21 protein-coding genes, 1 tRNA gene and 1 pseudogene are annotated in these 18,168 nt (G+C 69.4%); 20 read left to right on the plus strand and 3 right to left on the minus strand.

Annotated elements, in window-relative coordinates:
• Positions 1–15 precede the first annotated feature (15 nt).
• The 3 genes from hemC (at position 16) to AC3WRV_RS00390 (ending at position 1,764) form a co-directional block, all read left to right on the plus strand.
• Positions 16–963 carry a hydroxymethylbilane synthase gene (gene hemC / locus AC3WRV_RS00380; RefSeq protein ID WP_492311734.1) on the plus strand — a complete coding sequence of 316 codons (948 nt, stop codon included), beginning with the start codon at positions 16–18 and terminating at the stop codon, positions 961–963.
• Positions 964–983: 20 nt separating this feature from the next.
• Complete coding sequence (locus AC3WRV_RS00385) at positions 984–1,643, plus strand: uroporphyrinogen-III synthase (protein WP_492311735.1); 660 nt, start codon at positions 984–986, stop codon at positions 1,641–1,643.
• Positions 1,644–1,688: 45 nt separating this feature from the next.
• Positions 1,689–1,764 (plus strand) — tRNA-Thr (locus tag AC3WRV_RS00390).
• Between the two features lie 12 nt (positions 1,765–1,776).
• Here AC3WRV_RS00390 and AC3WRV_RS00395 read toward each other — a convergent pair.
• Positions 1,777–2,085: a DUF6916 family protein gene (locus AC3WRV_RS00395; RefSeq protein ID WP_492311736.1), complete on the minus strand. Its 309-nt coding sequence runs from the start codon at positions 2,083–2,085 to the stop codon at positions 1,777–1,779.
• 60 nt (positions 2,086–2,145) lie between these two features.
• Here AC3WRV_RS00395 and AC3WRV_RS00400 point away from each other — a divergent pair, with 60 nt between their 5' ends.
• The 7 genes and pseudogenes from AC3WRV_RS00400 (at position 2,146) to trmB (ending at position 6,609) form a co-directional block, all read left to right on the plus strand.
• Positions 2,146–2,637 carry a GNAT family N-acetyltransferase gene (locus AC3WRV_RS00400; protein WP_492311737.1) on the plus strand — a complete coding sequence of 164 codons (492 nt, stop codon included), beginning with the start codon at positions 2,146–2,148 and terminating at the stop codon, positions 2,635–2,637.
• Between the two features lie 87 nt (positions 2,638–2,724).
• Positions 2,725–3,273, plus strand: coding sequence for a phage tail protein (locus AC3WRV_RS00405; RefSeq protein ID WP_492311738.1), 549 nt, complete (start codon positions 2,725–2,727; stop codon positions 3,271–3,273).
• A gap of 103 nt (positions 3,274–3,376) precedes the next feature.
• Positions 3,377–3,526: pseudogene (locus AC3WRV_RS00410) on the plus strand (helix-turn-helix domain-containing protein); the annotation flags it as partial.
• Positions 3,527–3,907: 381 nt separating this feature from the next.
• Positions 3,908–4,033 carry a hypothetical protein gene (locus AC3WRV_RS00415; protein ID WP_492312731.1) on the plus strand — a complete coding sequence of 42 codons (126 nt, stop codon included), beginning with the start codon at positions 3,908–3,910 and terminating at the stop codon, positions 4,031–4,033.
• Positions 4,034–4,064: 31 nt separating this feature from the next.
• The gene (locus tag AC3WRV_RS00420; protein ID WP_291833134.1) at positions 4,065–4,529 is read left to right on the plus strand and encodes a hypothetical protein; all 465 of its coding nucleotides are present in this window, start codon (positions 4,065–4,067) and stop codon (positions 4,527–4,529) included.
• A 52-nt stretch (positions 4,530–4,581) separates the two neighbouring features.
• The gene (metK, locus tag AC3WRV_RS00425) at positions 4,582–5,769 is read left to right on the plus strand and encodes a methionine adenosyltransferase (RefSeq protein ID WP_492311739.1); all 1,188 of its coding nucleotides are present in this window, start codon (positions 4,582–4,584) and stop codon (positions 5,767–5,769) included.
• A gap of 132 nt (positions 5,770–5,901) precedes the next feature.
• Positions 5,902–6,609 (plus strand): tRNA (guanosine(46)-N7)-methyltransferase TrmB, encoded by a 708-nt coding sequence (gene trmB / locus AC3WRV_RS00430; RefSeq protein WP_492311740.1) that lies wholly within the window; start codon positions 5,902–5,904, stop codon positions 6,607–6,609.
• Here the strand turns inward: trmB and AC3WRV_RS00435 are convergent.
• Positions 6,596–7,114, minus strand: a complete 519-nt coding sequence (locus AC3WRV_RS00435; protein WP_492311741.1) for a biotin transporter BioY — start codon at positions 7,112–7,114, stop codon at positions 6,596–6,598. The genes trmB and AC3WRV_RS00435 overlap by 14 nt on opposite strands.
• 100 nt (positions 7,115–7,214) lie before the next feature.
• Between AC3WRV_RS00435 and AC3WRV_RS00440 the strand changes: the two genes are divergently transcribed.
• On the plus strand, positions 7,215–7,727 hold the full coding sequence (locus AC3WRV_RS00440) for a DUF1993 domain-containing protein (RefSeq protein ID WP_492311742.1): 513 nt from the start codon (positions 7,215–7,217) through the stop codon (positions 7,725–7,727).
• Between the two features lies 1 nt (position 7,728).
• On the opposite strand, the gene AC3WRV_RS00445 is transcribed toward AC3WRV_RS00440, so the two are convergent.
• Complete coding sequence (locus AC3WRV_RS00445) at positions 7,729–8,232, minus strand: protein-tyrosine phosphatase family protein (protein WP_291840777.1); 504 nt, start codon at positions 8,230–8,232, stop codon at positions 7,729–7,731.
• A gap of 170 nt (positions 8,233–8,402) precedes the next feature.
• Between AC3WRV_RS00445 and rimP the strand changes: the two genes are divergently transcribed.
• The 9 genes from rimP (at position 8,403) to truB (ending at position 18,161) form a co-directional block, all read left to right on the plus strand.
• The gene (gene rimP, locus AC3WRV_RS00450; protein WP_492311743.1) at positions 8,403–8,948 is read left to right on the plus strand and encodes a ribosome maturation factor RimP; all 546 of its coding nucleotides are present in this window, start codon (positions 8,403–8,405) and stop codon (positions 8,946–8,948) included.
• 3 nt (positions 8,949–8,951) lie between these two features.
• Positions 8,952–10,688, plus strand: coding sequence for a transcription termination factor NusA (gene nusA / locus AC3WRV_RS00455; RefSeq protein ID WP_492311744.1), 1,737 nt, complete (start codon positions 8,952–8,954; stop codon positions 10,686–10,688).
• A gap of 18 nt (positions 10,689–10,706) precedes the next feature.
• Positions 10,707–11,375 (plus strand): RNA-binding protein, encoded by a 669-nt coding sequence (locus tag AC3WRV_RS00460; protein WP_492311745.1) that lies wholly within the window; start codon positions 10,707–10,709, stop codon positions 11,373–11,375.
• A 91-nt stretch (positions 11,376–11,466) separates the two neighbouring features.
• Entirely contained in the window at positions 11,467–14,520 is a 3,054-nt protein-coding gene (gene infB, locus AC3WRV_RS00465; RefSeq protein WP_492311746.1) for a translation initiation factor IF-2, read from the plus strand.
• A 73-nt stretch (positions 14,521–14,593) separates the two neighbouring features.
• Positions 14,594–15,109, plus strand: coding sequence for a hypothetical protein (locus tag AC3WRV_RS00470; protein ID WP_492311747.1), 516 nt, complete (start codon positions 14,594–14,596; stop codon positions 15,107–15,109).
• Positions 15,110–15,260: 151 nt separating this feature from the next.
• Positions 15,261–15,941: a hypothetical protein gene (locus tag AC3WRV_RS00475; protein ID WP_492311748.1), complete on the plus strand. Its 681-nt coding sequence runs from the start codon at positions 15,261–15,263 to the stop codon at positions 15,939–15,941.
• Positions 15,938–16,642 (plus strand): DUF2459 domain-containing protein, encoded by a 705-nt coding sequence (locus AC3WRV_RS00480; RefSeq protein WP_492311749.1) that lies wholly within the window; start codon positions 15,938–15,940, stop codon positions 16,640–16,642. Before AC3WRV_RS00475 ends, AC3WRV_RS00480 begins: the two co-directional genes overlap by 4 nt.
• 93 nt (positions 16,643–16,735) lie before the next feature.
• On the plus strand, positions 16,736–17,188 hold the full coding sequence (gene rbfA, locus AC3WRV_RS00485; RefSeq protein ID WP_291839838.1) for a 30S ribosome-binding factor RbfA: 453 nt from the start codon (positions 16,736–16,738) through the stop codon (positions 17,186–17,188).
• A gap of 40 nt (positions 17,189–17,228) precedes the next feature.
• Positions 17,229–18,161: a tRNA pseudouridine(55) synthase TruB gene (truB, locus tag AC3WRV_RS00490; protein WP_291839835.1), complete on the plus strand. Its 933-nt coding sequence runs from the start codon at positions 17,229–17,231 to the stop codon at positions 18,159–18,161.
• Positions 18,162–18,168: the final 7 nt, after the last annotated feature.

The raw sequence follows: 18,168 nt of genomic DNA on the forward strand, positions 1-18,168 counted from the left end.
CCCGCGCAACGCCTCATGACCTTTCCCATCCGCATCGGCACCCGGCGATCCAAGCTGGCGCTCACCCAGTCGGGCATGATGCAGCGCGCCATAGGCCGAGCCATGGGGGTGGCCGACGCCGATCTGGCCGAGGCGGTGCCGCTGGTCGAGATCCTCACCACCGGCGACCGGGTGCAGGACCGCCGCCTGCTGGAGATCGGCGGCAAGGCGCTGTTCACCAAGGAGATCGAGGAGGCCCTGCTGGAGGGCCGGGTCGATGTGGCCGTCCATTCCATGAAGGACGTGCCCGCCGAACAGCCGCGCGGCCTGTGCATCGCCGCCGTCCCTGAACGCGAGGACCCGCGCGACGCCTTCGTCAGCACCGACTTCGCGAGCTTCGACAGCCTTCCCGCGGGCGCCCGGCTGGGCACGGCCTCGCTGCGGCGTCAGGCGCAGGCGCTGGCGCTGCGGCCGGACCTGAAGATCGAAATGCTGCGCGGCAATGTCGACACCCGGCTGCGCAAGCTGGCGGAAGGCGAGTTCGAAGCCATACTGCTGGCCGTGTCGGGGCTGAACCGGTTGGGCTTCGAGGACGTGATCCGCGAGCGGCTGTCGCTGGACGCCTTCCTGCCCGCCCCGGGCCAGGGCGCGCTGGCGCTGCAGACGCGCGAGGGCGAAAGCGCGGCCTGGGTGGCCGCCCTCAACCACCCCATGACCGCCCTGGCCGTGGCCGCCGAACGCGGGGCGATGACGGCGCTGGAAGGATCGTGCCGCACGGCGATCGGCGCCCATGCCGAGATCGGGGAAGGCCATCTGCGCCTGACCACCGAAATGCTGGCTCCGGACGGCTCGGTCCGCTGGCGGCGGTCTGGCGAGATCGGCGACGTCCACGCCGCCGATGCGCAGGACCAGGCCCGTGCGCTGGGCCTGCGGCTGGGGGCCGAGGTCCACGCCGCCGGCGGCGACCAGAGGATCGAGACCTGACCGGCCTCCGCCGCATCTGGGTGACCCGCACCGAGCCGGGCGCATCCCGGACGGCGGCGCGGTTGGCCGCCCGCGGCTTCGACCCCCTGATCGCGCCGGTTCTGGCCGTCCGCCCCATCATCCAGCCGGCCCCCGACCTGAGCGGAATCACAGCCCTGGCCTTCACCAGCCCGAACGGCGTGGCCGTGTTCGCCGACCTGACCCCCGACCGATCCCTGCCCGTGTTCGCCGTGGGCGATGTCACCGCCGAGCGGGCGCGGCAGGCGGGGTTCACGACCGTGACCTCGGCCTCGGGGGCCCTGGCGGACCTGGCCTGGCTGATCGCGAGTGAAGCAACCGGGCAGGTGCTCGTGCCGGGCGCGCGCGAGCCGGCCGGGGATCTGGACGCCCTGCTGAACCGGGCGGTCGAGACCGTGATCCTGCCGGTCTATGAGGCGACGGAGACCCGGGCCAAGGCGCCGGCGGATTTCGAAGCGGTGCTGGCCCACTCCCCTCGCGCGGCCAAGGCGGTGGCCCGGGCCCTGGGCCGTGACGGCGGCGCGGGACGGCTGGCGGTGGCCATTTCGGCGGCCGCGGCAGCCCCTCTGGCGGCGGCCGGTTTCGCCGAAATCCGCACCGCGGGCGAACCGACCGACGCCGCCGTGCTGCTGGCGCTTGGCAATCCGGCGGCCCGCGTATAAAGAGCGCCTCTCGCGCGGTTCGGAAACGCCCCGAACCGGTCGCAGGCCGCTTTAGCTCAGCTGGTAGAGCATCGCATTCGTAATGCGGGGGTCAGGTGTTCGAGTCACCTAAGCGGCACCACTTCCCCAGGGTTCAGTTGAAGACCGCGTGGTACAGGCGGCGCGGCCCGGGGGCGGTCTGCGTCGGGATCAGGTGAACCTCGACGGCCTCGGCGTCATCGCCCGGGCGCATCAGATACTGACCCTCGACCAGCAGGGTGTCCCAGGGCGTGCTGAAGATCAGGATGAAGGGATCGCGGCCGCCGGGCATGCCGCCCTTCAGGTCGTCCACGGCGTCGAGCTTTATCTTGACCGGCGCGGGCTGGGTGTCGACCAGCCAGTCCCGGCCGACGAAGGTCCTGAACAGGGGGGCGGTCAAAATAACGAGGGACGAGGGGATCATCTGGAGCTCCGGCTGCGACGCACATGGTGCATGTTCGCGCGAGGTCTGCAATCTAGAGGGATGGCATCGTCCGAAAACTCTCCACTGGTTGAGCTGCGTCCGGAAACGGCCGCCGACGCGGACGTCGTCGACGGATGGGTGCGCGCGCATCTGATCGCAGCCCTGGGCGGCTTCGATCCCGGCCCGCTGATCGACATGCAGGTCCGGTCCCGCGACGCCATGCTGGCGCAGCGGTTTCCGGATCTGGAACGGCGCGTGGCCTGGGTCGGAGAAGTCCGCGCCGGCAGCCTGCTGACCGGTCCGCTGGACGGCGCCCTGCATGTGGTCGAGATCATCACCGCCCCGGACTGGCGCCGGCGCGGCGTCGGCGCGGCGGTTCTGGCCGCCGTCGCGGAGGAGGCGCAGGCCAAGGGACGGGATGTCACGGCGCTGATTTTCGCCTCGAACACCGCCTCCCTGGCCCTGTTCGCCGCCGCGGGTTTCGCCGTCGATCTCCCGCCGGCGGCGGCGCAAGCGACCGCCCGACTGAGAACCAATATCAACGTTCGATAGCGTCTGGCCGCCTTTGAAAGCCTATGCCATGGTTGTGCCCGCAAGGGGTTTCGCGTTGCGCGAACCCGATAAAGGGAGGGCGAGTCTATGGAAGCTTTTATGGGGACGATCCTGGCGTTCGGCTTCAATTTCGCGCCGCGAGGATGGGCGCTGTGCAACGGCCAGACGATCGCGATTTCGCAGAATTCGGCGTTGTTCGCCCTGTTGGGCACCAATTACGGCGGTAACGGCCAGACGACGTTCCAACTGCCGAACCTGCAGAGCCGCCTGCCGATCGGCATGGGCCAGGGCATCGGCCTGTCGCCCTATACCATCGGTCAGGTCAGCGGCACGGAATCGACGAGCATCACCATCAACAACATGCCGTCCCACAACCACGCGATCTCGGTGAACAACACCGCTGCGACCGTGAACCTGCCGACCGCCGGCGTGTCCATCGCCGACGCCAACGGTTCGGATCCGAGCAACGGCGACGCGGTGACGGTGAACATCTACGCACCGGCCGCCCCCAATGTGGCGCTGCATCCACAGACCTGCGGCATGAACGGCGGCAATCAGCCGATCTCGATCCTGCAGCCGACGCTGGCGATCAACTATTCGATCGCCCTGGAAGGCATCTTCCCCAGCCGGAACTGACACGCGGCCCGGTTGAACGGCGACAGACCGGCCTCCTGTGCGAGCGCCGGTCTGGACGCCCCGTTCGGATCATCCTAGCAAGATCGCAGTATCGGAGCGATCTATGTCGGCAGATCTCAGCCCGCGTCAGGAACAGTGCCTCAGACTGACGGCCTTTCTGACCGACAAGGAAATCGCCGTTCGGCTGAATCTTTCGGAAGCCACGGTCAAGAAACACGTGCACGAGGCCTGCCGCCGCATGGGGGTCAACCGGCGCAAGGCGGCCTTGGCGCTTCTGGAACGAAACGTACCAGAGGCTACGAAAGACTCCATTGGCGTTCCGGATTCCGCCCCCTCTTCTGTCTTCCACGTCAGGGAGGCAGACAATGGTTTCTCAAACACAACCCCTACCCCAGTGGACCTGGGAGGATCTGGAGGCCGCGCTGGAGGGCTTCAGCTCGCTCGGGAAGAACGACCCGGTGCGCGCGCATCTGATGCGTGGGCTGGCCGCGGACGCGGAACGCTCGAACCCGCGGGAGCTCTTGCAGCAGGTGTTGAGCGCGGGCTGGGTGATGGCCCAGGTGGGCGCGCAGAACCCCGGCTCGGGTACCGGCCCCCGCCCCGCAACTGGGGCGTCCGCGTCCTGATCATCGTCGTGATGCTGGTCCTGGCGGCGGTGATGATGCGGGCGGTCGCCGACAGCGTCGTCGCCTACCAGCGTCAGGTCCTGACCATCGACGAAACCGTCATGCAAGGCGCCGCCCGCGCCCCGGCCCCCTAAGGCCGGCGCGGGCTCCGCCGCTGGAGGAGCCATGGCGCCCTTTCAACTCTTCTACCTGCTGCTCAGCCTGGGCGTCTTCGCCTGGGCGTGGATGCGTGGAGGGCATACCGAGCGGACCGGCGTGGCCGTGTTCGTGTTCGCCTTCCTGGCCAGCTTCATGTTCCAGACCCTCACCCTCAAGGATTTCCGCCTCGGCGAGGCGCTCGTCGACCTGGCCCTGTTCGCGGCCCTGGTCTGGCTGGCGCTGCGCCGGGATCGCTGGTGGACGCTGGCCGCGTCCGCCTTCGCCGGCCTGACCATGATCGCCCATGGCCTGATGTTCCTGACGCCCGATCTGCAGGAGCAGCACATCCGCATGGATGTGGCGTCCCGCTGGGGCATCGGCGTCCTGCTGGTCCTGTGCCTCGCCGGCGGCGTGGTCGAACGCTGGATGGCGGGGGAGCGGCCGGTGAGCACCGAGGCCCGTTGGCGCCGCCCCCAACGCAGCGCGACTTGAACATATAAACATAGCTTTATATGTTTGGCGGGTCGCCCCCTAGGAGCCTGCCTTGTCCCGTTCATCCTTCCTGTTCACCTCGGAAAGCGTTTCCGAGGGCCACCCGGACAAGGTCGCCGACCGCATTTCCGATTCCGTGGTGGACCTGTTCCTGTCGAAGGATCCGGAAGCGCGGGTGGCGTGCGAGACCCTGACCACCACCAATCTGGTGGTGCTGGCCGGGGAAATCCGCGGCCGGGGCATCATGGGCGTGGACGGCCAATGGGCCCCGGGGATCGAGCAGGAGATCGAGGCCGTGGTGCGCGCCGCCGTGCGCGACATCGGCTATGAGCAGGACCAGTTCCACTGGAACACCTTCGAGTTCCAGAACCACCTGCACGGCCAGTCGGCCGACATCGCCGTGGGCGTGGACGCCGCCGGCAACAAGGACGAAGGCGCGGGCGACCAGGGCATCATGTTCGGCTACGCCTCGAACGAGACGCCCGAGTTGATGCCGGCCACCCTCCAGTACAGCCACAACATCCTCAAGCGCCTGGCCGAGGTCCGCCACGCGGGCGGGACGCTCCTGGAACCTGATGCGAAGTCGCAGGTCACCATCCAGTACGAGAACGGCAAGCCCCTGCGCGCGGCCTCGATCGTGCTGTCGACCCAGCATGCGGTCGGCCGGGCCGCCGAGGTGACCGCCTTCGTCAAGCCGCTGATCCTCGAGGTGCTGCCCGAAGGCTTCACCGACGAGAACACCGTCTGGCACATCAATCCGACCGGCATCTTCGAGATCGGCGGGCCGGACGGCGACACCGGCCTGACCGGACGCAAGATCATCGTCGACACCTACGGCGGCGCGGCCCCGCACGGCGGCGGCGCCTTCTCGGGCAAGGACCCGACCAAGGTCGACCGCTCAGCAGCCTACGCCTGCCGCTACCTGGCCAAGAACGTGGTCGCCGCCGGCCTGGCCGAGCGCTGCACGATCCAGATCAGCTACGCCATCGGCGTGGCGGAGCCCCAGTCGATCCACGTTGACCTGCACCGCACCGGCAAGATCGACGAGAGCGTGCTGGAGGAGAAGCTTCTGGGCTTCATCGGCGGCGGCACCCCGCGCGGCATCCGCGAGCATCTGGGCCTGAACAAGCCGATCTACGCCCGCACCGCCGCCTACGGACACTTCGGCCGTCAACCGGACGCCGACGGCGGCTTCTCGTGGGAGAAGACGGATCTGGTCGAGAAGCTGAAGGCTCTCTGAGGCAGTAGGCAGATAGGCAGTAGGGCCGCGGCGGAAACGTCGCGGCCTTCGCTTGCACCGCCGCCGCGTCCCCCACTGCCTACTGCCTATTCCCTACTGCCTTCCCGGCGACGGCGAGCTATACGCCCCGCCATGTCTTCCGATCCCGATACTCCGATCACCCCGACCTGGGGGCCGCTGCGCTCGTTCGGGCGCATCAAGTCGCGCACGCTCAAGCCGCGCCAGGCGGCGCTGTTCGACACCCTGCTGCCGACCATCGCCGTGCCCGATCCGGAGGCGGGACCGATCGATCCGCAGGCGCTGATGCCCGGCGCGAAGGAAGTTTGGCTGGAGATCGGCTTCGGCGGCGGCGAGCATCTGGCGGCCCAGGCGGCGCGCCGCCCGGACGCCCTGATGATCGGCTGCGAGCCCTTCCTGAACGGCGTGGGCTCGGCCCTGCGCCATATCGAGGACGGCGATCTGAAGAACGTGCGCCTGCACGCCGATGACGCGCGCGACGTGATGAAGGTCCTGCCCGACGCCTCGCTGGACCGGGTGATGATCCTGTTCCCCGACCCCTGGCACAAGGCGCGCCACAACAAGCGCCGTCTGATCCAGGACGAGAGCGCCGCCGAGATCGCCCGCCTGCTGAAGCCCGGCGGCCGGCTGCGGTTCGTGACCGACTGGAAGGACTACGCCGAATGGGCGCTGGAGCGCCTGGAGCGGACCCCGGGCCTGCAGTGGACCGCCGACCGCGCCGACGACTGGCGCGTGGCCCCGCAGGACCACGTGGTCACCCGCTACGAGGAGAAGAAGCTGGGCGACACCCCGCCCATCTTCCTGGAGTTTATCCGGGTCTGAACGCCGTCAGGCGGCGCAGGGCCGCCGCGCACGCCGCGACCAGCCCCGACTTGACCAACGCCCCGATCAGGAAGGGCGTGAAGCCGGCCGCGATCGCCGCCACGCCCATGGCCGTCGCCAGCCACGCCGTGCCGACGGCGAGGATCAGAAGATGGGCGGCCAGCAGCAGGCCGACTCTGGCCGCCACGCCGCGCGCCCGCTCGTAGAGCGCGCCGGCCAGGGCCGCCGCCACGGGGAAGGCGAACAGATAGCCGGCGGTCGGCCCGGTGAAATGCTCCAGGCCGGAAGCGCCGTCCGACAGCACCGGCAGGCCCGCGGCCCCCAGCGCCAGATACAGCAGGACGGCGACGCCCCCTCGCCAGGGCCCCAGGGCGGCGCCGGCCAGCAGCACCGCGAAGGTCTGCATCGTCATGGGGACAGGAACCATGGGGACATTGATCCGCGCGCAGACGGCCGCCAGCCCGGCGAAGACGACGATCAGGGCGGCGGAGGTCAGGACGCGCATCCCCTCCCCGAACCATGCGCTCCCGGACCGCGCAAGTCGCCTCTGGCTTTCGCCAGGGAAGCGGCGCAGGAAACCGGAAAATCACACCGGAGGCCGCGCCATGACTTTCACCCTCAAGGATGCGTCCGCGCCCATCTTCGTGCGCGGCCTGACCAACCTGTCCCATCTGATCGACAAGGCCGTCGAGGCCGGTCTGGACGAGGCCGAGCTGCTGGAGGCGCGGCTCGCCCAGGACATGAGGCCGTTCGCCGACCAGATCCGCATGGCCAGCTTCTCGGGCCGCAGCTGCGTCGCGCGCCTGACCGGCCAGCCCTGGCCCAAAACAGACGACAACGAAGCCTCGCTGGCCGAGCTGAAGACGACCATCGCCCTGTCGATCGCCTTCATCGAAGGCGTCGATGCGGCGGCGTTCGAGGGCGGCGAGACCCGTCGCGTCGAACTGCGCTTCCCGGGCGTCGAGCTGGATTTCGACGGCGTCGGCTATCTGACCAGCTTCGCCATCCCGAACTTCTTCTTCCACGTGACCACGGCCTACGCGATCCTGCGCAACCGCGGCGTGGCCCTGGGCAAGCGCGACTTCCTGGGTCAGCTGGACCTGCTTCAGGCCGCCTGAGTCAGGTCGGCGATGAGGCTTTCGGGCGGTCCGCGAAGGCCTTGATGAAGGCGTACTGTTCGTCGGTTTCGGGCACGGGGCGTCCCCTCGCCCGGCCGACACGCAGGATGGCCTCGTCGATGTTCATCCCGCCCGCGACCAGCGCGCAGATGGCCAGAGACGGCGCGCGGCCCAGGCCCGCCCGGCAGTGGATGACGATAGCCTGTCCCGCCCGCAGGCGGTTGCTGATGGCCCGTGCGACCCGGGCGTAGGCCTCGACGTCGCCCGGCAGGCCGTGATCGACGATAGGGAAGTTGTAGAAGCCGACGCCGTGCCGCTCAGCCGCCGCGCCCTCTTCGGCCAGGCCGAACTCGGCGGCCTCGGCGGGCTCAAGCATGCTGACCACGTGGTCGACCATGCCGCGGTGCAGATGCTCCATCTGAGCGTCGAGAGCGTCGCCGCCCTCAGGCTTGCGTGACACGCCGAGACGCCCGGGCGTGTCGAGACCGATCCAGTAGACTTTCATCGAGAGTGTTTCTGGCGGCAGCCCCCCCGGAACGCAATCCGGATTATCGGGGCTGACAAAGCCGTCCCGCAGGTCTATACGCCGCTCCACATCGTTAGACCGGCTCCTAACGGCGCCGTTAAAGCGGCGGCCCGGACGGCCAGCCGCTTTTATTTTGCCCGGGACCCAACTTGAAGGCCAAGACCGCAGAAGACCGCCAGCTCCTGGAGCTGATCGAACCCATCGCCGAGAGCCTGGGTCTTGAGGTCGTGCGCGTGCGGCTGATGGGCGGGACCCTGCGCCGCCGCCTGCAGATCATGGCCGAGCGCGGCTCGGACCACGACATCGCCGTCGAGGAATGCGCCCGCCTGAGCCGCGCTGTGTCGGAGGTGTTCGACGCCGCCGACCCGATCGCCGGCGAATATCTGCTGGAAGTCTCGTCGCCGGGCATCGATCGCCCGCTGACCCGCCTGAGCGACTTCGACCTGTTCGAAGGCTATGAGGCGCGTCTGGAGACGGACCGGATGGTCGAAGGCCGCAAGCGCTTCAAGGGCGTGCTGGCCGGGACCGAAGACGCCAATATCGCCATCGATCTGGAAGGGGAGGAAGACACCGCCCTGATCCCGTTCGAATGGCTGGTCGACGCCAAGCTGGTGCTGACCGATGAACTGATGAAGGCGGGGGCCGAAAAACGCGCCGCCCGCAATGAAGACAACCAGACTGAGGCTGAGGACTAAGACATGGCCGTTGGCGTTTCCGCGAACCGTCTCGAACTGCTGCAGATCGCCGATGCGGTCGCGCGCGAGAAGAACATCGACAAGGAGATCGTCATCGAGGCGATCGAGGAAGCGATCCAGAAGGGCGCCAAGTCGCGCTATGGCGCGCACCACGACATCCGCGCCAAGATCGACCACAAGACCGGCGAACTGGCCCTGACCCGTCACGTCACCATCGTCGAGGACGACTGGCAGCCGGAAGACGAGCTGGAAGAGTTCAACGACAGCGCCATGGTGCGCCTGAAGGATGCGCTGAAGCGCGATCCGGAAGCCGAAGTCGGCAAGGAATACGTCGAGAACCTGCCGCCGTTCGAGTTCGGCCGCGTGCAGACCCAGATGGCCCGCCAGGTCGTGACCGGCAAGGTCCGCGAGGCCGAGCGCGCCAACCAGTACGAAGAGTTCAAGGACCGCGTCGGCGAGATCGTCAACGGCACCGTCAAGCGCGTCGAATACGGCAACACCATCGTCGACCTGGGCCGCGGCGAAGGCATCATGCGCCGCAACGACTCGATCCCGCGCGAAACCTTCAACATCGGCGACCGCATCCGCACCTACATCTACGACGTGCGTCCGGAAGCGAAGGGCCCGCAGGTCATGCTGTCGCGCTCGCATCCCGGCTTCATGGCCAAGCTGTTCGCGCAGGAAGTGCCGGAAGTCTATGACGGCGTGATCGAGATCCGCGCCGCCGCCCGCGACGCCGGCTCGCGCGCCAAGATGGCCGTGCTGTCCAACGACTCCTCGATCGATCCCGTCGGCGCCTGCGTCGGCATGCGCGGCTCGCGCGTTCAGGCGGTCGTCGCCGAACTGCAGGGCGAGAAGATCGACATCATCCAGTGGAACAACGACGAGCCCACCTTCATCGTCAACGCCCTGGCCCCGGCCGAAGTGTCGAAGGTCGTGCTGGACGAAGAAGCCGACCGCGTTGAAGTCGTGGTTCCGGACGAGCAGCTGTCGCTGGCCATCGGCCGCCGCGGCCAGAACGTCCGCCTGGCCTCGCAGCTGACCGGCTGGCAGATCGACATCATCACCGAGTCGCAGGACTCCGAGCGTCGCCAGCGCGAGTTCAGCGAGCGCACCAGCCTGTTCCAGGAAGCCCTGGACGTGGACGAGGTCATCGCCCAGCTGCTGGTCACCGAAGGCTTCGCCACGGTCGAGGACCTGGCCTTCGTCGAGCCGTACGAAATCTCCGACATCGAAGGCTTCGACGAGGACACCGCCGAGGAACTGCAGGCCCGCGCCCGCGACTTCCTGGACCGCAAGGCCGCCGAGCTGGACGCCAAGCGCACCGAACTGGGCGTCGAGGACGGCGTCTTGGCCGTTCCGGGCGTGACCCTGGCCATGGCCGTGGCGCTCGGCGAGGGCGGCGTGAAGACCGTCGAGGATCTGGCCGACCTGGCCACCGACGAAATCCGCGGCGGCTACGAAATCCGCAGCGGCGAACGCGTGAAGGTCCCCGGCGTGCTGGAGAGCTTCAACCTGGCGCAGGAAGACGCCGAGATGCTGATCCTGCAGGCCCGCGTGGCCGCCGGCTGGATCGACGCCTCGGAACTGCCGCAGCCGGAACCCGAGCCGGAATACGAGGAAGAGTACGCCGAAGGCGAATACGACGCCGACGCCGTGTTCTCGAACGCGCCTTCCGAAGAGACCGAAGAGGCCCCGGCTGAAGACGCCGAAGACCTCGACCAACCCGAAAACGCGTGATGGGAGACCCCGCCGTTCATGAGCCTGCGCGACGCGACGATCGATAGGGAACGCCGCGACCTGGTCACCCACCAGGTCATGGATGAATCTCGTCTGATCCGTTTCGTCGCCGCTCCGGACGGCGCGGTCGCCCCCGACCTGGCACGCAAGCTGCCCGGCCGCGGCCTCTGGGTCGCGGCCGACCGCGCCTCCCTCGAGGCGGCGGTCAAGAAGAACCTGTTCAGCCGCGCGGCGAAGGCCCCGCTGAAACCCGCCGCCGATCTGCCCGATCTGGTTGAAAACCTGCTGTTCAAGCGCTGTCTGGAGCAGCTGGGTCTTGCCCGGCGCGAAGGCGCTCTTATCTCTGGCTTCGAAAAGTCGGCCGCCGCGATCCGATCCGGAAAGGCCGCATGGATCGTCGAGGCGGCGGACGGGTCCGCCGACGGACGCGGCAAGCTGCTGGCCCTGGCGAAACACCAGACGCCGCCCCCCAAAGTGTGCGGGGCCTTCACCGCCGACGATTTGAGTTTGGCCCTCGGGCTGGAAAATGCGATACACGCCGTCCTGCTTGAGGGCGGGCGGGCCGATCGTTGGACTTTCGAAGTCGAACGGCTGGCGGGATTTCGACCGTTGACGCCTCCGCAGTGGGGCGACGAGACGGCTGGGGCCCCGGATGGAAATTCAGACGGGCGGGGTTCCGCTCCCTGACGGGGGGCGGAGTTCCGCACGGCTTTTTGTGTTTGGACGATCAAGTTTGGAATGGGCCCGGGACTGTCCCGAGCCAAAGTAAAGCGACCGGATGACTGACGAGAACGACAAGACCAACGACGGCAAGACGACCCCTTCGACGCCCGCGTCGACGACAGGGCCGCGCGCGCCGCTGAGCCTGAAGCCCCGGACGGCGGGATCGGTTTCGACCGGCACCGTGCGCCAGAGCTTCAGCCACGGCCGCACCAAGACCGTGGTGGTCGAGACCAAGCGCCGCGTGGGTGCGACGCCGGGCGGACATCAGCGTCCGCAAGGCTTCGATGTCGCTCGCCCGGCCGCTCCGGCCGCCGCCCCGCAGGCGCCGCGTCCGGTCGCGTCGTCCGACGCCGGCGGCCTGTCGGCCTCCGAGCAGGAAGCCCGCCGCCGCGCGATCGAGCTGGCCACCCAGCAGAACGTCGAGCGCGAACGCGCCGCCGCTGAGGAGCGCGCCCGCAAGGACGCCGCCGCCCGTGAGCAGGCCGCCGCCGCCGAGCGCGCCGCCAGCGCCGCCCAGGCTGAGGCCGCCGCCGCCCGCGCCGCCGCCGAGGCCGCCCGCAACGAAGCCGCCAAGCTGGCCGCCGCCGCTCCGGCGCCCGCGCCGACGAAGGCCAAGCCGGCCGCCCCGGCTGCGCCGACGCCCGCTCCGGCTCCGGTTGAGGCCGCCGCGCCGACCCCGGCTCCGACGCCCGCCCCGGCGGCTCCGGCCCCCGCGCCGCGTCCGGCCGCTCCGGCTCGCCCGGTGGTCAATTTCGGCCAGCGCGCACCCAAGCCCCAGGCTCCCGGCCGCACCCCCGCCCCCGGCTTCGGCGCCCGTTCGGCCCGTGAACAGGCCATGGGCGGCGGCGAGCGCAGCTTCACCGACCGTCCCGCCGGCGCCGCTCCGGCCCGCCCGCAAGGCGACCGTCCCCAGGGCGATCGTCCGCAAGGCGCCCGCCCCGCCGGCGCACGTCCGGCCCAGCCGGTCCGCTATTCGGCCCTGGACCCGCGTCCGGCGCCCGGTGCCCGCCCCGGCGGCCCGCGCACCGGCCCCGGCGGCCGTCCGGCCCCGAACGCTCCGCCCGCGACGCCTGAAGTCGCCCGTCCCGCCCGCGCCGGCTTCGGCCGTCCCGCCGGCAGCCGCGCCGAGGAAGATCGCGACAAGCGTTTCTCGGACGCCGGTCCGGGCAAGGCCGTCAGCCGCACCCGCGGCGAGCCCAAGCGCCGCGAAGGCCGTCTGACCATCCAGGCCGTGGCCGGTGGCGACGAGGACGCCGCCGAGCGCATGCGCTCGCTGGCCTCGGTTCGCCGGGCCCGCGAACGCGAGAAGGAAAAGCGCAAGGGCGGCTCGACCGACGCGCCGAACCGGCCGCGTGAAGTCGTCATTCCCGACGTCATCACCGTGCAGGAGCTGTCCAACCGGATGGCCGTGCGCGGCGTCGACATCATCAAATTCCTGATGAAGCAGGGCCTGATGATGAAGATCAACGACGTCATCGACACCGACACCGCTGAGCTGGTCGCCGATGAATTCGGCATGGCCGTGCGCCGCGTGTCCGAGTCCGACGTCGAAACCGGCTTCCTGTCCGACGACGTGGACGACGATGCGACCACGCCCCGCGCGCCGGTCGTGGCCATCATGGGCCACGTCGACCACGGCAAGACCTCGCTGCTCGACGCCCTGCGCACCACCGACGTGGCCGCGGGCGAAGCCGGCGGGATCACCCAGCACATCGGCGCCTATCAGGTCCGTCTGCCGGACGGCCAGCGCGTGACCTTCCTGGACACCCCGGGCCACGCCGCCTTCTCGGCGATGCGCGCCCGCGGCGCCAACGTCACCGACATCGTGGTCCTGGTGGTCGCGGCCGACGACGGCGTCATGCCGCAGACGATCGAGGCCATCCAGCACGCCAGGGCGGCCAACGCCCCCCTGATCGTGGCGGTCAACAAGATCGACAAGCCGGACGCCAACCCGCTGAAGGTGGTCAACGAGCTGCTGCAGTACGAAGTCATCGCCGAGAGCCTGGGCGGCGACACCCAGATCATCGAGGTGTCGGCCAAGAACCGCACCAACCTCGAGGGTCTGATCGACGCCATCCTGGTGCAGGCCGAGGTCATGGACCTGAAGGCCGATCCGGAACGCTCCGCCGAAGGCGTGGTCATCGAGGCCAAGCTGGACAAGGGCCGCGGTCCGGTCGCGACCGTCCTGGTCAAGCGCGGCACGCTGAAGCGCGGCGACATCATCGTGGCCGGTTCGGCCTGGGGCAAGGTTCGCGCCCTGCTGAACGAGCGCAACGAGCAGCTGACCGAAGCCGGTCCGTCCGTCCCCGTCGAAATCCTCGGCCTGGACGAGGCGCCGAGCCCCGGTGAACCGCTGGCCGTGGTGGAATCCGAAGCCCGCGCCCGCGAGCTGACCGAATACCGCGCCCGCGTGAAGCGCGAGAAGGCGACCGGCGGCATCAACCAGGTCTCGCTGGCCGACATGATGGCCAAGCTGGGCACCAAGAAGATCTCGGAGATGCCGGTCATCATCAAGGCCGACGTCCAGGGATCCGCCGAAGCCATCGTCGGCTCGCTGGAGAAGATGGGCAACGACGAGGTGCGCGCGCGCACCGTCATGTCGGGCGCCGGCGGGATCACCGAGAGCGACGTGCAACTGGCCAAGTCGGCCGGCGCGCCGATCCTCGGCTTCAACGTCCGTGCGTCGAAGCAGGCCCGCGACCTCGCCGACCGCGAGGGCGTCGAGATCCGGTACTACTCGATCATCTACGACCTGCTGGACGACATGAAGGGCGTGCTCTCGGGCATGCTGGCCCCGCTGCAACGCGAAACCTTCCTGGGCAACGCGGCCGTGCTTCAGGTCTTCGACATCTCCAAGACCGGCAAGATCGCCGGTTGCCGGGTGTCCGAAGGCGTGGTCCGCAAGGGCGCCAAGGTCCGGATCATCCGCGACGACGTGGTGGTCCTGGAACTGGGCACCCTCACGACGCTCAAGCGCTTCAAGGACGAGGTCAACGAAGTCACGGCGGGCCAGGAGTGCGGCATGCACTTCCAGGGTTTCCAGGACATCAAGGCCGGCGACTACATCGAGTGCTTCACGGTCGAAGAGATCAAGCGCACGCTGGACTAGTCGTTCAGGGGATAAGGGAAAGGCGACGCCGCGGCGTCGCCTTTTCGCCATCCGGATTGGGGATCACTTTTCCATGCGCCGTTTCCTCATCGCCCTGCTGACCCTTTCCGCCGTCGCCGGTCCGGCCGCGGCCGAGACCCGCTACCTGGCCTATGACGCCTCGGACCGGGTCACCCAGGCCCTGACGCGGGGCATCACCCTGGAAGGCGACCGGGGCCTGTTCGGCGCCATCACCGTACGGCGCATCATCTCCACCTCGAACCGCGGTTCGGCCGAGATCCGCATCGGCGGTCCGGATGCCGCCCGGCGCGCCCTGCCCGCCGGATCGACCGAGAACATCCTCTACACCGTCTCGCCGGACGGCGGCGGTCGCGGCCTGGCGCGCGCGCTGTGCCCTGGCGCCGACCAGGCCTTCCTGATCCTGGGTCGGGTCCGCCTGGCCCGTCCCCTGACCGCCCAGGCCATCGGCCGCTGGCCCGACGGCGCCTACCGGCACTGCGTGACCCTGTCCTACAACTGGCGCGGCGAATGGGCGACGCCGCCCGCCGGCGGGCCCGGCGAGGATTCCTCTGCCCCTATCGGGCGATAGGTTTTGCACCGGCCGCGCACCCCGCTAGACCATTTTTGCTTCAGGTCGCTTCGACCTGAATCCAAAAAATGGTCCAGCATCAAACTGGAGCAAAATCTGAGCCGAGCTGGACGGCGTCCAACTCGACCGATTTTGCTCTAGGGTTGCGCGAATGAGCGCCACCGCCATCCCACGACCGCAGGCCGGACGCCGCCGGGGCCTGAAGGGCCTCGCCGGAGCGTTGGCCTTCGTCTGCCTGGTGCTGTTCCTGCTGGCCATCGAACAGAAGCAGGCGGTCCAGGCCTGGGCCGCCGTGCGCGACGGCGCCGCCCCCGCCGCGAGCCGCATCTTCCACTGGGCCGCCGACGGCGCCTCGGACGGGCTGAACGGCTTGAAGACCGCCGCCGTCGGGACCGATGGCCCCCTGACCGCTGCGCCGGACGCCATGGTGCTGGCCGGGGAGTTCGGCCCCGCCGACGACATCACGCGCGACACGACCGGAGGCGTCACCTTCACCGGCGCGGTGATCCGGCTGGAGCGCGGCGAGACCTTCCGCACCCGTCCCCTGCGTATCGCCGCCGGCAGCGAAGCCTTCAACAGCCTGCGCGAGACCTTCGCCACGCGGCTGGACGCCGCCGGCGACGCCCAGATCGAACTGCGCGCCGTGGTCCCGCAGAGCCGGGGCCAGGCGGTCGCCGCCTCGCCCCTGTGCGGCGGCGCGGCGCCCGGCGTGGCGGCCCTGCTGCATCGCCGGGACCATGTCGAACTGATGCTGTTCCGTGAGCGGACGATTGTGGGGCCGGACGCCCCGGTGGACGGTCTCTGCGGCGTATGGAGGTTCCGGGCCCGATGAAGCGTGAACGGACGGGCGTGGCGGCCTTCATCGCCGCCGGCGTAGTCGGGGCGCTCGCCGCCCTGTGGACCTGGGCCGCCCCGGGCGATCCGGCGCTGTGGCCGGCGCGCGCCGACGCGCCCGGTGTCGAGATCAGCTTGCTGAACAACGGCTTCCACACCGACCTGGCCGTGCCGCGCGCGGCGCTGGAGGCGCGGGGCGGAGCTCTGGCCGAGGCCGTGCGTGGTCTTCCCGCCGGCGACTGGATCCTGATCGGCTGGGGCGACGCCAAATTCTATGTCGACCAGAGCCCGATCGGCGACCGCCTGCCCGACGGCGCGCGCGCCTTCTTCCGGCCCGGCAACCCGTCCGTGGTCATGCTCGATCCGGCCCAGCGCGACCCGCGCGAGACGTTCGACGCCGACAGCCGCCGCGACTTCCGCCTGTCGCAGGCCGGGTTCGAGGCCATGGCCGCCCGGATCGAGGGCTCGCTGGACCTGTCGACCGGCTCGGCCCGTATCGCCGCCGCCCGCGCCGGGGACGACGCCCGCTTCTTCGCCAGCCGCGAGCATTTCTCCATCGGCCACCTGTGCAACCACTGGACGGCGGGCGTGCTGAACGCCGCGGGCATGCCGATCCGGCCCGTGCAATCGATCCAGTCGTCCGAGGTCGTGGCCACTATCGACCGGGCGCAACTGGACACTCCGGCCGCGGGGGACTAGACCGCGCGCTCTTCAATTCCGGGGCGGCGTTCGCCCCCTCGCCTTCCAGCCGGGTCCGAGCCCCGGCGGGCGATCCAGAAGGAGGCCGCCGTCATGGGCCGCAAGCAACACACCCGCAACGCCTCCGGACCGCAGGGACCGTCCCAGCGCCAGCTGCGCGCCGGCGAGCTGATCCGCCACGCCCTCGTCGAGGTGCTGCGCGAGGAAGAGATTCACGACCCCGCCATGGAGGGCGTCTCGGTGACGGTGACGGAAGTCCGCCTTTCGCCCGACCTGAAGCACGCCACCTGCTTCGTCGAGCCGCTGGGGGCCGGCGTCGCCGACGCGCCGACCGCCGGTCACGTGACCGAGATCGTCAAGGCGCTGAACGCCCACGCCAAATTCCTGCGCGGCGTGCTGGGCAAGCATATCGACATGCGTTTCACCCCCGACCTGCGCTTCCGCCATGACGAAAGCTTCGAGGCCGCCGAGCGCCTGAACCGCCTGCTGGACGACCCGCGCGTCCGCGCCGACGTCGAACACTCCGACGAGGACGATCAGGCGTGATCCGGCCTCAAGCAGCGCGAAGCGCGGTAGGCCAAGCGTAATGGGCCGCAGGAAACGCGGCGAGATCGTCAACGGCTGGGTCTGCCTGGACAAGCCGTACGAGATGGGCTCGACCGAGGCGGTCAGCCGCATCCGCCGCCTGTTCGACGCCCAGAAGGCCGGACACGCGGGCACCCTGGACCCGCTGGCTTCCGGCATCCTGCCCATCGCGCTGGGAGAGGCGACCAAGACCGTCCCCTTCATGATGGAAGCGCAGAAGGTCTATCGCTTCACCATCCAGTGGGGCGTCTCCACCGACAGCCTGGACCGCGAGGGCGAAATCGTCGCCCGGTCGGACGTGCGTCCGTCGCTGGAACAGGTGAAGGCCGCCCTGCCCGCCTTCGTCGGCGAAATCGATCAGGTGCCGCCCGCCTTCTCGGCCATCAAGGTGGACGGCCAGCGCGCCTATGACCTGGCCCGCGAGGGTATCGAGGTGGAGCTGAAGGCCCGCCGGGTGATGATCCACGAGGCCGCCGTCACCGGCGCGCCCGACGCCGACCACCTGGAGATCACGATGCGGACCGGCAAGGGCGTCTACGTCCGTTCGCTGGCCCGCGACCTGGCCGTCATGCTCGGCGCGGAGGGCCACGTCTCGGCCCTGCGGCGCGAGCGGGTGGGGCCGTTCAGCGTCGAAAACGCCGTGACGCTGGATTCTCTGGAGGAAATGGTGCATAGCGGCGCCGCCTCGGAAGGATTGCTTCCCGTCGCGACCGCCCTGGACGACATCCCGGAGTTGGCCGTTACGGATCAAGACGCCTTCTCGCTTCGGCAGGGACGGCCGATCGTTCTGCTCCCCAGACAGGTCGAAACGCTCAAGGGTCAGCTGAAAGGCGACGCCCGGACCGTTTCGGTTTTCCTGGGCCAGACCCTCGTCGCTCTCGGTCAGTTGCGGGCCGGCCGGCTAGAACCCGACCGCGTTTTCAACCTCCCATAAGGAGTTA

The sequence above is a fragment of the Brevundimonas sp. EU05-FHT14B11 genome (assembly GCF_058790835.1).

Bases quoted from the DNA above. Each gene is read 5' to 3' on its own strand.
- rbfA (WP_291839838.1), top strand. From the start codon at position 16,736: ATGGGCCGCAAGCAACACACCCGCAACGCCTCCGGACCGCAGGGACCG.
- trmB (WP_492311740.1), top strand. From the start codon at position 5,902: ATGTCTTCCGATCCCGATACTCCGATCACCCCGACCTGGGGGCCGCTG.
- truB (WP_291839835.1), top strand. From the start codon at position 17,229: ATGGGCCGCAGGAAACGCGGCGAGATCGTCAACGGCTGGGTCTGCCTG.
- infB (WP_492311746.1), top strand. From the start codon at position 11,467: ATGACTGACGAGAACGACAAGACCAACGACGGCAAGACGACCCCTTCG.
- hemC (WP_492311734.1), top strand. From the start codon at position 16: ATGACCTTTCCCATCCGCATCGGCACCCGGCGATCCAAGCTGGCGCTC.
- AC3WRV_RS00395 (WP_492311736.1), bottom strand. From the start codon at position 2,085: ATGATCCCCTCGTCCCTCGTTATTTTGACCGCCCCCCTGTTCAGGACC.
- AC3WRV_RS00420 (WP_291833134.1), top strand. From the start codon at position 4,065: ATGGCGCCCTTTCAACTCTTCTACCTGCTGCTCAGCCTGGGCGTCTTC.
- AC3WRV_RS00405 (WP_492311738.1), top strand. From the start codon at position 2,725: ATGGAAGCTTTTATGGGGACGATCCTGGCGTTCGGCTTCAATTTCGCG.
- AC3WRV_RS00440 (WP_492311742.1), top strand. From the start codon at position 7,215: ATGACTTTCACCCTCAAGGATGCGTCCGCGCCCATCTTCGTGCGCGGC.
- AC3WRV_RS00445 (WP_291840777.1), bottom strand. From the start codon at position 8,232: ATGAAAGTCTACTGGATCGGTCTCGACACGCCCGGGCGTCTCGGCGTG.
- AC3WRV_RS00460 (WP_492311745.1), top strand. From the start codon at position 10,707: ATGAGCCTGCGCGACGCGACGATCGATAGGGAACGCCGCGACCTGGTC.
- AC3WRV_RS00435 (WP_492311741.1), bottom strand. From the start codon at position 7,114: ATGCGCGTCCTGACCTCCGCCGCCCTGATCGTCGTCTTCGCCGGGCTG.
- AC3WRV_RS00470 (WP_492311747.1), top strand. From the start codon at position 14,594: ATGCGCCGTTTCCTCATCGCCCTGCTGACCCTTTCCGCCGTCGCCGGT.
- AC3WRV_RS00475 (WP_492311748.1), top strand. From the start codon at position 15,261: ATGAGCGCCACCGCCATCCCACGACCGCAGGCCGGACGCCGCCGGGGC.
- AC3WRV_RS00400 (WP_492311737.1), top strand. From the start codon at position 2,146: ATGGCATCGTCCGAAAACTCTCCACTGGTTGAGCTGCGTCCGGAAACG.
- AC3WRV_RS00480 (WP_492311749.1), top strand. From the start codon at position 15,938: ATGAAGCGTGAACGGACGGGCGTGGCGGCCTTCATCGCCGCCGGCGTA.
- nusA (WP_492311744.1), top strand. From the start codon at position 8,952: ATGGCCGTTGGCGTTTCCGCGAACCGTCTCGAACTGCTGCAGATCGCC.